At 60.8% G+C, this 13,829-nt stretch carries 12 protein-coding genes; 7 read left to right on the forward strand and 5 right to left on the reverse strand.

What is annotated here, in order from left to right:
• Nucleotides 1–295 precede the first annotated feature (295 nt).
• Both MOP44_RS15630 and MOP44_RS15635 read left to right on the forward strand, forming a co-directional pair.
• Complete coding sequence (locus MOP44_RS15630; RefSeq protein ID WP_260791006.1) at nucleotides 296–1,192, forward strand: TerC family protein; 897 nt, start codon at nucleotides 296–298, stop codon at nucleotides 1,190–1,192.
• Between the two features lie 117 nt (nucleotides 1,193–1,309).
• Complete coding sequence (locus MOP44_RS15635; protein ID WP_260791008.1) at nucleotides 1,310–2,491, forward strand: SH3 domain-containing protein; 1,182 nt, start codon at nucleotides 1,310–1,312, stop codon at nucleotides 2,489–2,491.
• A gap of 66 nt (nucleotides 2,492–2,557) precedes the next feature.
• On the opposite strand, the gene aroE is transcribed toward MOP44_RS15635, so the two are convergent.
• Nucleotides 2,558–4,075: a shikimate dehydrogenase gene (gene aroE / locus MOP44_RS15640; protein WP_260791010.1), complete on the reverse strand. Its 1,518-nt coding sequence runs from the start codon at nucleotides 4,073–4,075 to the stop codon at nucleotides 2,558–2,560.
• A gap of 101 nt (nucleotides 4,076–4,176) precedes the next feature.
• Here aroE and MOP44_RS15645 point away from each other — a divergent pair, with 101 nt between their 5' ends.
• Genes MOP44_RS15645 through MOP44_RS15660 form a run of 4 tightly spaced genes read left to right on the forward strand, consistent with a single transcriptional unit; the run spans nucleotide 4,177 to nucleotide 8,156 of the window.
• The gene (locus MOP44_RS15645) at nucleotides 4,177–6,180 is read left to right on the forward strand and encodes a M3 family metallopeptidase (RefSeq protein WP_260791012.1); all 2,004 of its coding nucleotides are present in this window, start codon (nucleotides 4,177–4,179) and stop codon (nucleotides 6,178–6,180) included.
• 47 nt (nucleotides 6,181–6,227) lie between these two features.
• A complete protein-coding gene (locus MOP44_RS15650; protein WP_260791014.1) occupies nucleotides 6,228–6,638 on the forward strand; it encodes an MmcQ/YjbR family DNA-binding protein in 411 nt (136 codons plus the stop codon).
• A gap of 48 nt (nucleotides 6,639–6,686) precedes the next feature.
• Nucleotides 6,687–7,328 carry an NADPH-dependent F420 reductase gene (locus MOP44_RS15655; protein WP_260791016.1) on the forward strand — a complete coding sequence of 214 codons (642 nt, stop codon included), beginning with the start codon at nucleotides 6,687–6,689 and terminating at the stop codon, nucleotides 7,326–7,328.
• Nucleotides 7,329–7,355: 27 nt separating this feature from the next.
• The gene (locus tag MOP44_RS15660) at nucleotides 7,356–8,156 is read left to right on the forward strand and encodes an SDR family NAD(P)-dependent oxidoreductase (protein ID WP_260791018.1); all 801 of its coding nucleotides are present in this window, start codon (nucleotides 7,356–7,358) and stop codon (nucleotides 8,154–8,156) included.
• A 16-nt stretch (nucleotides 8,157–8,172) separates the two neighbouring features.
• On the opposite strand, the gene MOP44_RS15665 is transcribed toward MOP44_RS15660, so the two are convergent.
• Nucleotides 8,173–8,808 (reverse strand): hypothetical protein, encoded by a 636-nt coding sequence (locus tag MOP44_RS15665; RefSeq protein WP_260791019.1) that lies wholly within the window; start codon nucleotides 8,806–8,808, stop codon nucleotides 8,173–8,175.
• A gap of 350 nt (nucleotides 8,809–9,158) precedes the next feature.
• On the opposite strand from MOP44_RS15665, the gene pgeF reads away from it, so the two are divergent.
• A complete protein-coding gene (pgeF, locus tag MOP44_RS15670) occupies nucleotides 9,159–10,265 on the forward strand; it encodes a peptidoglycan editing factor PgeF (protein WP_260791020.1) in 1,107 nt (368 codons plus the stop codon).
• A gap of 6 nt (nucleotides 10,266–10,271) precedes the next feature.
• On the opposite strand, the gene MOP44_RS15675 is transcribed toward pgeF, so the two are convergent.
• The 3 genes from MOP44_RS15675 to MOP44_RS15685 all read right to left on the reverse strand — a co-directional run bounded on the left by MOP44_RS15675 (nucleotide 10,272) and on the right by MOP44_RS15685 (nucleotide 13,801).
• The gene (locus tag MOP44_RS15675) at nucleotides 10,272–10,622 is read right to left on the reverse strand and encodes a hypothetical protein (RefSeq protein ID WP_260791021.1); all 351 of its coding nucleotides are present in this window, start codon (nucleotides 10,620–10,622) and stop codon (nucleotides 10,272–10,274) included.
• A gap of 303 nt (nucleotides 10,623–10,925) precedes the next feature.
• Nucleotides 10,926–11,606 carry a hypothetical protein gene (locus tag MOP44_RS15680; protein ID WP_260791022.1) on the reverse strand — a complete coding sequence of 227 codons (681 nt, stop codon included), beginning with the start codon at nucleotides 11,604–11,606 and terminating at the stop codon, nucleotides 10,926–10,928.
• Nucleotides 11,607–12,094: 488 nt separating this feature from the next.
• A complete protein-coding gene (locus tag MOP44_RS15685) occupies nucleotides 12,095–13,801 on the reverse strand; it encodes an alkaline phosphatase family protein (protein ID WP_260791023.1) in 1,707 nt (568 codons plus the stop codon).
• Nucleotides 13,802–13,829 lie beyond the last annotated feature (28 nt).

Below are 13,829 nucleotides of genomic sequence, written 5' to 3' on the forward strand. Positions count from 1 at the left end.
TTGTGCTTCCTACAGGGAGTGCGGCCCTTTGAAGTATCAGCGGGAGTTTACTAGAAAATTAGCTACCCCTCCCCCTGTTTTTACTTCTCCATATATTCGCCTTTTCGAGGCATTTCCAAAGGTAAAGTGTTAACACGATATGAGTTATTGGCAATACCAAAATCCATAGATATTCCCGTCCCATTTTGGGAATCGAATTCAAAAAGTGACTTAGCAGTAAACATCCGGAAGCTCAGCACTCTCCAGCGGTTCGCACGCGACGCATCTGCCGCGTCCCATCCTGTAGCATCCCTTTATGATCGGTGGCGGAGAGTGGAGCTGGTGGATCGGCTTTCATATCGCGGTTGTGGTGCTGTTGATCGCCGACTCATTCCTACCCGTTCACAAGCAGGACCGCCGCTCGCACGTGCTGAGCTGGCTTTGGACCGCATGCCTGGTGCTGATGGCCTTCGCCTTTGCCGGCTGGATCTCGATGAAAGAAGGCCACGCCACGGCATTGCAATTCGTGGCCGGCTACACAATCGAGATGTCGCTGAGCATCGACAACCTGTTCGTGTTCCTCGTGATCTTCCAGGGATTCCAGGTGAGCGCGAAAAGCCAGCAGAAGGCGCTGGTGTGGGGCGTGGGCGGAGCCATCGTGCTCCGTGCGTTGTTTATCGCGCTGGGCGTCACGCTGCTCCACCACTTTGAATGGATCACCTATGTGTTTGGCGCAGTTCTGTTGTGGGCCGGGTGGCGGCTGTTGAGTCAGCCGGCGCATGGCGTGTTGCCGTCGTGGCTACGAAAGATGCACCCCAAGGAAGGCTCGCTGCTGCCCATCATTTTGGCCGTTGAAATGACCGATGTGATGTTTGCCATCGATTCGATTCCGGCTGTGCTGGCTGTCTCGCGCGATCCGTTCGTCGTGTACACCTCGAACATCGCGGCCATTCTCGGACTGCGGTCGCTCTACTTCGCAATGTCGTCGCTGCTGGACAGGCTGCGCTATCTGCACTACGGCCTCGGCGTGCTGCTGGGGTTTGTGGGCCTGAAAATGATCACGGCCAAGTGGATCGATGTGTCGATCATCACCTCACTCGTCGTGATTGGAGCCATCCTCGCGATCACAACGATCGCTTCGCTGATTGCAGGCAAGGGCGAAAGCGGCAAAGGGACAGAGGGACACAGTGGCGGAGTGGAATCTGGCGAGTGACGGGTGCGCGGTGCATCCGGTGCTATGCTCGAAGTGAATCCTGCTGTGAATTCGCGTCCTACATCTCTCTCCGGCACCGGCAAACGGCCCCTTCTGGTTGCAGTTTCATGCGCGCTGATGAGCATTGCGGCGGCCCTGGCCGGTTGCAGTCGCATACATCCGCAAAAACAAGAGAAGGTGTGGGTGGTGGCGCGGCAGACGTATCTGCATGATCGCGTCGCGGCTGTCTCGAATCGCGTTGGCCAGGTGACCAATGGCGAGCAGCTCGAGGTGCTGGAGCACGGACGCCGCTTCCTGAAGGTCAAGACTCCTAAGAATGAGATCGGGTGGATCGAGCAGCATGCTGTCATCGACCAAGACGATTACGACCAGTTCGCCAAGCTGGCGGCGGAGCACAAGAACGATCCAGTAGTGGCATCGGCGGTGCTGCGCGATGACGTGTATCTGCATTCCGCTCCGGGTCGGGATACGCAGCGGTTCTTTCTGCTGCCGGGCAATGCGAAGGTGCAGTTGCTGATTCGGGCGTCAGTGGAGAAGCTGCCGCCGGGAGCGCACAGGCCAGCGCCGAAGCCGGATGCGACTGCGAACGCTGCGGCCGGTCAGCCCACGTCCGAGAAGCCTGCTGCGCCTCCACCGTCGCCGGCAGTTCCCAAGCTGGCACAGCCCAAGACGGCCGCGCCTGCTGTTCCGGCAGCTCCTGCGCCGCCTCCGGTGATGGAAGACTGGTGGCTGGTGAAAGATGCGAGCGGCAACTACGGCTGGGTGCTTTCCGGGCGGATGGATGTGGACGTGCCGGACTCGGTGGCGCAGTACGCCGAGGGGCAGCGCATTGTGGGCGCGTATGTGCTCACCACCGTTCACGACGAGAACAGCGATCTGCCGAACCACGAGGTTCCGGAGTACGTGATGCTGCTGGAGCCGATGAAATACGGCCTACCGTTCGATTACGACCAGGTGCGCGTGTTCACGTGGAGCCGCAATCATCATCGGTATGAGACGGCGTTCCGGCTGCGGCCCATCCAGGGATTTCTGCCGGTAAATGTCACTAAAATTCCGGGGCCGACGAAGGATGGAGCGATGGTGCCGGCGTTCGGCGTGAAGATTGCTGCGGATTCCGATGTGAGCATTGACCCGCAGACAGGCGTAGCCCGGCCGGCGAATCTGCGGACCATCAACTTTGTGCTGCTGGACACAGTCGTGAGGCGCGTGGGGCCGGATATGGCTCCCATTCCGGCGATGCACTCGGCGGATGAGAAGAAGAAGGACGCGAAGAAGGTGGCCGCAAAGAAGCGCAAATAACGGACGCGCTGAGAAGCGGGTCGTTTGCCTTCGGCTCAGGATGACAAGTTGAGTTGATGCTGGCGCTCAACCGCGGCGCTTCAGTTCGCGTTCGACGACGCGGCGCATTTCGTCTTCGGGCGGGGTTTTGCCGGTCCAGATTTCGAACTGGCGCGCGCCTTGCTGCACGAACATTTCAAGGCCGCTGATGGTGGCGATGCCGCGGGATTTTGCCAGCTTGAGTAGTGGCGTTTCCAGCGGGTTGTAAACCATGTCGAAGACGAGATTTGTGTTCAGCTCGTTTTCGGAGACGGGAAGCGCCTGCTTCGAGTCCTTCATGCCGCAGGGCGTCGAGTTGATGATCGCGTCGAAGTGATGTCTTGCGAGCTGCTCGTGCTTGAGGGCTTTTGCTTTGGCCGATCGCGCGAGGGCAACGGCGTTCTCATGGGTACGGTTGATGACAAAGACTTCTGCGCCCTGATCGACGAGGCCGAAGACGGCGGCGTGGGCTGCTCCGCCGGCGCCGAGGACAGCGATGCGCGCACCTTTGAGCTTGATACGGCGTTCGAGGGGGCGGACTACGCCGGCAACATCTGTGTTATAGCCATGCAGTTTCAGATCTCCGCCCACGCGCAGGGTGTTGCAGGCGCCGATGCGCTCGACCAGCGCGTCCATGGCAGCCAGGTGCGGCATGACCTCCTGCTTGAGCGGCATGGTGACGGCAGCGCCGGCCATGGGCAGCTCGAGCATAAGGTTGAGCAGATCCTGCACAGTTCGCGTCTTGAGCGGCAGCAGGACGGCGTTGAGGGCTTCGCGCTTGAACGCAGTGTTGTGCATCAGCGGCGAGAGCGAGTGTGCGATGGGATTGCCGGCAACGCCGAAGATGCGCGTTTCGGAGTTGAGATTGTGGGCGCTGTAGAGCGCGCGCATGGTCTTCGCGGTGACCTGGCCGGGAGCAGTTTCGGTTCCGTCGCCGAGGGAGGCGAAGGTGAATGCGCCGCCGGCGCGAGGCCCCAGCACGCGGCTCACCAGGCCTTCTTCACCCATGGCAATGCCGAGAATGCGCGAGGATGCGGAACGGTCTTCGACGAGGCGCAGGACGGCGAGGTTGTCGGAGAGTGTCTGCGCTGTGGCGACGACTTTGACGAAGTCGGGTGCGAACGACGCGATGCGGTCGGCTGCACGTTCGACGGCACGCGTTCGTGAGAAGTCGTGAAAGCTGACGATGAGTTGCGCGCCGGCCTTACGCAAAGCGCCTCGAAAATTTTCGAGCTGTGCTGGTGCGGCTTCTTCGGCGGATTCGATTTCGAGGTCGACGATTTGGCAGCCGGCGCGCGCGGCTTTGAGCAGGATCGACAGCTCCTCATCGAGAGAGCCGGTGAAACTGCCGCTGTTGGGCTTGCGCCGGCAGGTGGCGATCGCGGTGACGTTGTGCTCCGCGAGGAACCTCTTCAGGCGTGGTAATGCGGAGGTGGGCGAAGCGAGCGAGTCGAGGCGGAATTCGAGGAAGCGCGCGTCTTTGAGGGCCAGGGCGGCACGGGAGAACATCTCGGCGGGGGTGTTGGCCTGGATAGCAACGCAGATTTTGGGCAGGCGCGATGTCATTGGTCTTCTGGGCATTATCGCAAAACGACGAGGGTCCAGACCGTTGTGGGCAGACCGCCGGCTTAGTGTGGCAACCTAGATGGGTTGGAGGTTATTCGTTCATGTCCCTCGATCCGATGGCTATCGTCCATGTTTGCGGAGAACTTCACGTGTGGGAAGCGGGCGGCGCCGCGTCGCCTGAGAACCTGACGGCCTGGGTGGATCAGAGGCTGAAGACGCATGAAGCGGCGCTTGAGGCGCTGCTGGCTATCGACCGTCCGCGCACGCCGGAGAACACACTGCGACTGTATGACGTTGTGGTGGAGCAGCTCAGCTTGGCAGGAGCGCAGGCTGGAATTCTCAATTCGGTCGCGCCGGACAAGGCGGTTCGTGACCAGGCGCAAAACGAGGCGCAGCGAGTGGCGCAGGCGGGCAGCGCGTTGAGCCTGAATCGCGCGGTCTATGATGCGCTCGCGGCCATGGACATCGAGCACTGCAGTGCGGCGACGAAGCATTACGTCAATCGCACGCTGTTGGGTTATCGGCTGGCCGGCGTGGACAAGGATGAGGCGACGCGCGCGCACCTTCAGGCGCTGCATGAGAAAGCGACGCGGCTCTCGCTGGAGTTCGGCCGCAATATCCAGGAAGGCGGAAAAACGATCACGGCGACGGCTCAAGAATTGACTGGCCTGCCGCAGGATTATTTGGATAGGCACCCGGCCGGTGAGGATGGCAAGATCACGATCACGACGGACCAGCCGGACATGCAGCCGGTGATGACGTTTGCCGCGAGTCCGGCGCTGCGTGAGCGCATGTTCCTGGCGTATAACACGCGGGCTTATCCGCAGAACAAGACGGTGCTGGAACAACTGCTGGCGACAAGGCAAGAGATCGCGAGCGTCCTGGGATTCCGGAGCTGGGCAGATTTGGCGACCGCCGATCAAATGATGGGCTCAGCCGCGAATGTGCGTGAATTCCTGCACAAGCTTGACGAGGCCAGCCGCGATGGGGCGCGCCGCGAACACGAGATGATCATGGAGTTCGCGCGCAAGCATCAGCCGGGGCTGAAAGAGATTGACAGCACGAGCCGCGGCTATTGGTACGAGCAGTTCCGGCGTGCGGCATTCGACTTCGATTCGCAGTCAGTGAGGCCGTACTTCACCTACAAGCAGGTGGAGGCAGGCGTTCTCGACACGGCGGCGCGGCTGTTCAAGGTGGAGTTCAAGCCGTCGGATGTGCCGGGCTGGGACCCTGCTGTCACAGTGTTCGAGGTCTTCGAGCACGGCAAGCGCGTGGGCCGGTTCTATCTCGACATGCATCCGCGCGAGGGAAAGGACAAGTGGTTCTCGGCTGCGCCAGTGGTGACGGGTGTGAAGGGGCGGTACCTGCCGGAGGCCGCGCTGATCTGCAACTTCCCCGGCGGCGAGGGAAGCGACCCCGGGCTCATGCAGTACAACGATGTGGTCACGTTCTTCCATGAGTTCGGCCACCTGATGCACGCCATCCTCGGCGGTCATACGGAGTGGGCGGGGCTTTCAGGATTCGCTACGGAGGGCGATTTCGTCGAAGTGCCCTCGCAGATGCTGGAAGAGTTCTTCCGCGATGAGAAGCTGCTGCAATCGTTCGCGCGGCATTATCAGACCGGCGAGGTGCTGCCTTCGGAGATCATTCACAAAATGAAGGCGGCAAGCTCGTTCGGTCGCGCCGATGGCATGCGTCAGCAGATTTACTACACGACCATTTCGCTCGATTTGCATGATCAGGATCCCGCAAAGATTGACCTCGACAGCATGGTGCGCGACCTCTATACGCGGCTGCTGCCGTGGACGTGGCTCGATGGCAACCGCATGTATGCGAGCTTTGGGCACCTCACCGGCTATTCCTCGAACTACTACACGTACGCGTTTGACAAGGTGATTGCGCTAGACTTCTTCGCGCAGTTCGATCCGGAGAATCTGATCGACGGCGAGACCGGCGGACGCTATCGACGCACGGTGCTGGAGCAGGGTGGATCGAAGCCGGGGCGCGAGATGGTGCGCGACTTTTTGGGACGCGACGAGGACTTCTCGGCGATTGCGCGGTGGTTGAATGAGGAGTTCGAAGAACAAGCAGTTCACAGTTCTTAGTTCTTAGTTCGTAGTTCACAGTTCATGGTCATGAGACACGGACAACTGTGAACTATGAACTGCGAACTGCGGAGCATGCCATGGATGCCAACGATTTTCGTCGGATTGCACTGAGTCTTGAGGGTGCTGAAGAGGGCTCGCATTTCGGGCAGGCGGACTTTCGCGTGGGCGGCCGCATCTTCGCTACTCTAGCTGCGGAGAAGCAGGGCTATGGCAACCTGATGCTCACGCCGGAGCAGCAGGCAGCGTTCGTGGCGGAGGCGCCGGAGATGTTCCTGGCCATTCCGGGTGGATGGGGCCGCAATGGCGCCACGCACGTGCGCCTGGCTGCGGCTAATGAAGATGTTCTTCTGGGTGCTCTGCGCAGTGCGTGGAAGCTGCGTATCGAGAAGAATCAAAAGGTGGGCAGGCGTTCCGTTAGCGTGAAGTCGGCCAACAAAACCAAAGCCAAAAAATAATGGAGCTGCCGCTCCGGGAATCGAATCTGTCGCGCAGAGGAGTTCGCAATGAAGGTTGGAGTTCTTGGTTCGGGTGTCGTCGCGCAGGTCATCGCTGCGGGGTTCGCAAAGCATGGACATGAGGTGATGATCGGGTCGCGTGATCCGGAGAAGCTGGCCGAGTGGAGCGCACAGAATCCGAAGGCTTCGCGCGGGACATTCGCCCAAGCTGCTCAATTCGGTGAGGCGATTGTGATCGCGGTGAAGGGCAACGTTGCATCCAGCGCCCTGATGCTGGCCGGCGCCCAGAGTCTGGCGGGCAAACCTGTGCTCGACGCCTGCAATCCGATTGCGGACGCGCCGCCCGTGAATGGCGTGCTGAAGTTCTTCACCGGGCCGAACGAGTCATTAATGGAGCACTTGCAAAGGGAGTTCCCTGATGCGCATTTCGTGAAGTTCTTCAGCTCAGTCGGCAACATGCAGATGATCAACCCGGAGTTTGCCGAGGGCCGGCCCACCATGTTCATCTGCGGCAATAACGACGCGGCGAAGAAGACTGCTGCCGGTTTCCTGGACCAGTTCGGCTGGGAGACAGCCGATATGGGCGGCGTTGAAGCGGCACGGGCAATCGAGCCGCTGTGCATGCTCTGGTGCATTCCCGGTTTCCTGCGCAACGAGTGGACCCACGCCTTCAAGCTGCTGAGGAAATAGCATGCCTGCGCCCAATAGACTTGGTGCATGGCTTCCGTTGAGGAATTTCGGAACAGATGGGCGCTGGTCACCGGAGCGAGCGCGGGAATTGGAGTGGCGCTGGCGCGCGAGCTCGGTTCGCATGGCGCGAAGCTGATCTTGACTGCACGGCGCAAGGAGCGCATGGAGGCCCTTGCTGCTGAACTGCGTGGACGAGGCGTCGAGGTTCTCATTGTTGCGGCGGATTTGAACTATCCCGCTGCGCCGCGGCAGATTTACGATGCGACAGAAGGCGCCGGCATTTCCGTCGATATTCTCATCAACAACGCGGGGCTGGGGCTCTATGGCGCCCTGCACACGAATCCAATCGAGCAGGAACTGAGCCAGATTCGCGTGAACTGCGAGGCTATGGTGAGTATCGCGCGGCTGTTTGTTCCGCGGATGGTGGAGCGCGGGCGCGGCTGGGTGCTGATCACGGCTTCTACCGCGAGTTTTCAGCCTGTGCCGTACATGTCGACGTACGCCGCTAGCAAGGCCTTCGACCGGTTCTTCGCTCTAGGCCTGGCGCAAGAAGTAGCGCGATATGGCATAAAGGTCACGGCGTTATGCCCAGGACCCACGGAAAGCGAGTTCTTTGATGTTGCCCGCGCCGGCATCTTCAGAAAGCGAGGCATGCAGCCCGCGGAGGAAGTGGCGAGGTTGGGAATTGCAGCGATGGCGCGGGGCCAGCGAACCATGGTGCCGAATCTGAGCGGGCGCATGACGGCGTTTGTGGTTCGGTTTGTTCCGGTGGGGGTGATTACCTATTTCGTTGACAAGCTGGCGAAACCCAACGCATCGCCGCACTGATTGAGACGGCCTCTCCTCAGCCTTTGGGCGGCGCGGAGGGCAGGGTCGTGCTTATGCCGCTTGGCGAGAAGGAATTGTAGAAGCGAACGACGTCCTGCTCATGGCGCGCCTTAGTTGAGGGGAAAAGCGCCATCAGCGTATAAAGGCGATCGTTCACCAGAACGAAACGTGCTTGCAGCAGGCCTCCTCCGGAATTTTTCGCGGTGATGTCGCGTGCGGGAAAGCCCTGGTCGACGGTCTTGCTCTCAGATGCGAGGGTGGTCTGGGTACGGGCCAGCATGCCATCGCGTGCCTGGTCGAGGGTCAGATCGGGCGCGCGATGATTTACTCGTGCAACGGGCGGATTATCGCTCCATGCGAGCGCGAACATGGTGTCGGCGTCGGGGCTTGCATAGAGCATCCTGACCGGTTCGGTTCCACCCAGCTCGTTATATGCGGGGATCTGGGTCTCTTTCGGGTCAGCGGGCAACTCGACCTTGAAGCCGTCGTCGGGCCTGCTGATGGTTTGCCAGCTCATCTGGGCTGAGCCCGCGACCTCATTACCGGCACCGGATAGGCCCCCAGCGCCCAGCCTGAATCCGCGGTAGAAATAAAAGTATGCTCCCACACCCGCGAGGACGAGGACCAGCGCGATCACGTGCCAGCGCTTCATGGATAAAGTGTGCCACAACTCCTTTGCTTTTCTGCAACTTGATTCGGATCGGGAGTCACCTCTCTGCGTGACTTTTGACACCCGAAGAAAATCACGAAAAGAATAAGCAACCGTTTGCGGGAAGCAGGCGTCCAAACAGATAACAAGCAGAGGCTTCCCCGATTTATGGCCCACCAAAGAAAGGTGTTCCATCCTTATTGAAGGTCTCAGTGATGAGACCCCTTCTCCAATCCCCCTCCAGGATCCCCTCCTATTGAAAGCCTCTCGAGCGGGCCTGCCGGAAGGCAGGCCCAATTGCTCCGCTCCCTCCCGACCAACTTCTCAATACCTCCATCGATAAAATAAAGAAGATGCCGTCATCTTCCCATCCTTCCCCGCGAGCGCGCCGCAAAGCCGCCGATTCCGTGAAGGCTTCGAGTTTGATCGAGCCCGGACAAATCTCCAGTAACATCGACGAAGTCGACGCGCTGTTCCAAATGGCGGGTCTGAGCCGCAGCCGGCGCGAGAAGCCGGCCGGGGTTGGCCGCCGCGCGCGCTTTCAGGACAAGACGCCTGAGGAACTGCGTCCAGCGATGCCTGTCGTAGCTGCGGCTCCGAACGGGGTTGAATGGATTCCGGTGCCGGCGTGGCAAAAATTCGAATGGCTGTGGCATGGATTTTCGACCCGTCGCGGCGGTGTAACCACCTGCTACGCACCCGAGGGTGGCGCTGGCGAACTCAACCTGACCTTTACCCCTGAGGATGCGCGCGAGAAGGTCGAACAGAACCGGCGGCTGTTTGTGGAGGCCATTACCGGCGAAGCGGACACACCGCTGGTGACGCTGCGCCAGATTCACTCAAGCGTGCTGGTGCTTGCCGGACCGGGTTCGGCGGAGCGCCGATGCAAGGGCGACGGGCTGATGACGGACCGACCGGGCATTCTGCTGGGCGTGCAGACGGCCGATTGCACTCCGGTTCTGGTGGCCGATCGCAAGCGCAAGGTTGTGGCCGCATTTCATGCGGGCTGGCGGGGGACTGTTAAGCGCATTGTGGAGAACGGTATCGGCCGGATGCGGCTCGAGTTCGGGTCGCGACCTGAGGATTTGATTGCCGCGGTGGGACCGGGTATTGGCCCTTGTTGCTATCAGGTTGGGGAAGAGCTTCTGTCGGAGTTCGAGTCGCAGTTTGCGTATGGGCGCGAGCTGTTCCACGAGGTGTATAACTCGGACCCCGTCAAGACGAAGTACCCGATGCTGTTTCTCACGCAACGCGCGCCGGGTCATTCACCCATTGGGCCGAGTCTGCATCTTGATGTGGCGGAGGCCAACAGACGGCAACTGCTGGATGCGGGGCTCAAGCCCAGTGCAATCGCGATGATTGGCGGGTGCACGAGCTGCCATCGCGAGCTGTTCTTCTCGCACCGGGAGTCACGTGGCCGCACGGGACGCATGCTCAACTTGATCGGGATTGCTGACTGAGGCTGCCTACTCTTTGCCGCACATGGGTATCGCAGGGCCGGACTGGGTCTCTGCGTCGGTCGGAGCGGTTCCGTCGATGGCGAACGCGGCGTCCTGCACCTGGGATGGTTTGGGCGGGGCGGCGTAGCAGGCTTTGCCCGTAGTCGTATCCAAAACCAGTGGATAGCCGAAGTAGGCGACGTAGTGATGCGCGGGCTTGTGGCGGCCGGCAACGAAGGCGGCTACTCCAACCAGAAGGACTGCGGCGGCGACAGCCCAGGAGGGCATGCGCAGAGGCCGGCGAAGGCCGTTCGCGAGAGTGCGGAAGACGGGCGAGACAGAGCGGACAGCAGGTTTCTCAAGGGTCAGGACGGGCATGAAACTCCTAAGAAGATGAGCGCCTTAGACCTGATCTTTCTTATCTGCAGGTGAACCCTATCGTGCGGGAGGGGCGCGGATATTCGGGCTTTCAGATCATGATAGCGAAAAACGAGTTCTCATTAAACAGGTAGTGACCCAAAAGTGGCACCTGCGGTGCGGCCAATTGCGGCTTCGCCGCCCTTCTTGCCTGGGGAGGGTAATCGGATTTTGGGCAGGGATCTCCTGTGGTGCGTCTGGGCGTGGGGTGAAGCGGCAGGGGTTCTGGGTCTCAGTGGGTCTCCTTCTTATCATTTCAGGAAGTCAGGCACCTGCGGTGCGGCCAACTGCGGCTTCGCCGCCCTTCTCGTTCAGGGGAGGGGGTGGGGGTGCCTGGACCAGAGCTTTCCTGACTGATGGATCGAAGAGCGCGGGTACCGCTTCTGGCGGGAGCTTGCCGGCGAAAAGATCTTTGATGATCTGATCTATCTTATTTTGAGATGCTTGCGGTGCGGGTCGTTTAGCTTGGCCGTTCTTGCTCATGGGGAGGGGGGTGGGGGGCACCTGCGGTGCGGCCACTGCGTCTTCGGCGCCCTTCGTGCCTAGGGGGGAGGGGGGTGCGGCTGAACGAGATCGCTCCCCGGTCCCCAAGGGCGAGGGACCGGGGGCACCCACCTTGGTTTGGGCGCGGGCTTCCTTGTCGGCCTGGAGGCGGGCGCGGCGGGAGGTGATGGCGACCTGAGCGGCGTAAAGCAGTTTGGTGGCGTGGGACGGGTCGATGGCGCCGATGGCGAGGCCCTGGGCTACGCAGGCGATGAAGGCGTCGACGTTGTCGGGGGTGGAGAGCCAGGGGAGTGCCTTGCGGTAGGCCTTGCCGGCGTAGTCGCGCTCCCAGACGCCCGGATCGACGGGGTCTTTGCAGTTCTTGCGGGTGAGGGCTTCGCGCCAGGCGTTGACGCAGCGTTGGACGGCAGAGTTGATGGTAATTTCGTCGGGTTGAGGCATTTAGCGTTTCCTTTAAGTGCGAGAGATTTGGCGCAAAAGAAAATGCCCGCCGGATTGGGGTCCGGCGGGCACTGTTTTTGCTCCTATATCTAGGCTAGCAAATTGGAACAGTAATCGGCAATTAGTTTTCCACATTTTGGAGCTTGTGGATTCATGGGGTTAGATAGGTTTTCCACATCCCGGGGGCTTGACAACGTTTGGAGAGGGGATCCGCCGGGGGAAGCGGGTTATTCCCTTTGCCTTTACTGCGTTCAGGGTCAACGGCAGAATGACAAATTTGTGGAGGAACGCCGCCCCTAAGGGGCTCCGGGGAACATTTGGGCCGCTTACCCTGGGACATCCGTCCCGGGCTATTGTCGCGCCGTCCCTTCGGGACTTGTCAGGTGGCGCTAAGAGTTGCGCTTTTTGGATGCGAACGAGTTTTCAGAAGGCGCAAAGAAAGGAGGCGCTGCGGCCTCCTTTCCTTGTGAGTCGTGCGTGGGCGAAATCTACGGGCCCATGCTGTCGGGAGTGCAGACGCTGTTGTTGCTGTAGGCAGTAGGCGGGCTGGGCGGAGTGGCCCAGGGCACATTGGTGAAGTCGAAGAAATCGGTGAGGTCGGGCTGAGCGGCGTCGCGGCTGGTAAGGTGCGCGCCGGAGCCGATGAAGCGGTTTTCGACGAACTTGATGACCGCGGTGTGATCCATGGGGATGTGCGAGACGTAGTGCTTGCGCGTGAAGGGCGAGACGACGAAGTTGGGCAGGCGGAAGCCGAGCTGGGCAGCGAAGCCGTCGACGGCGGGCGCGTCAGTGGGCGCAGCGCCGGGGTAGATCTGGGGCAGGTCGCAGTGCGTTGTGGCTGTGCCGCCGGGCGGAACGCACGGGTTGTAGCTGTCGGCATTGACGGCGATGGAGGAGATATCGGGCACGGAGCCGACGGAGGCGCTGGTGAAGTCGTTGGAGTGGCCGGGCACGGGCGGTACGTGGTCGTAGGGGCCGCCGCCCTCGTCGTAGCTGAGGAAGAAGACGGAGTCTTTCCACGACACACTCTGCATGAGGGCGTCCACGATTTTCGCGACGGCGGCCTGGCCATCGAGCACGGATTGGCCTGAGCCGGGATGCTCGTCGCTGTGGCCGTAGCCGGGCTCGATGAAAGCGAAGGAGGGCAGCGTGCCGTTGGTGACGTCAGTGAAGTATTGCTTGAGCGGCGCGATGTGCGTGGGGTCGATGCAGAAGGAGTTGCTGGAGTCGCCGACAACGCTGGAGGGCTGCGTGGGCGCGGTGCAGGCAGCGCCGGTGGGGTTGAGGTAGTAGTACTTCATCGAGTATTTGAGGTAGCCGAAGGTGGTGGCGGGACGCAGGGAACTACCACCGGTGGTGCAGGCGTCGGGATCGGTGCAGTCGCCCTGGGTGACGCTGTAGTAGATCTTCCAGGAGACGTTGGCGTTGTCGAGCTCTTCGAAGATGGACTTGATGTCGAGTTTGCCGAAGTGATCGTCGGAGCCGGGATCAAGGACGAGACCCTGGGTGGTGCCGCCGGTCATGGTGGCAACGCGGTTGGGAGTGCTCTTGGAAGAGACAGGGGAGAACCAGCGGTCGGAGAGGGCGAACTGCGATGCCATGTAGTAGTAGTAGTTGAGAAAATCCTGGTCGTAGTAACCCATGGCGCGCTGGCCGGCGGTGTCAGTGAATGACTGGCCCTGGCAGGTGCCGGAAGTGATGCAGCTTTTGGCGAAGCCTTCGGCGTCATGGACGAAGCCATCCATGAGCATTTTGCGCGTGGTGGAGAAGTCGTAACGGTTCACGTCACCGTAGCTCTCTAGATAGCCGGAGGATTCGTCGTCGACGCAAGAGCTCTTGAGCTTGAAGAGCGGGAAGGACTGGCCTTCGTCGTTCTGATTGGTGGTGGTGCTGAGCTTGTCGTCGATGCCGTCGACGGTGTAGATCTTGCCGTCGTCGCCGGTGGCGAAGCCATGCGCCTGGCGATAGGGGTTGAGCATGCCGAAGTAGTTATCGAAGGAGTGATTTTCCTGCAGCATGAAGATGACGTGATTGATGTCCTTGATGCTGCCGCCGGATGAGCCGGGAGGCGTGGGGGATCCGGTGGGCGGATTGCCGGAGGAACCCGTGAGGCTGGAACATCCGCTGAGTAAAAGGCTGAGGGCGGCGGCGGCGAGAGCAAAGCAGGGAAATCTCTTATTTGTAGAGGACATCATCGAAAGGCTGTTCTCCTCGGTGCCGAGG

Source organism: Occallatibacter riparius, from assembly GCF_025264625.1.
Taxonomy (GTDB): domain Bacteria; phylum Acidobacteriota; class Terriglobia; order Terriglobales; family Acidobacteriaceae; genus Telmatobacter; species Telmatobacter riparius.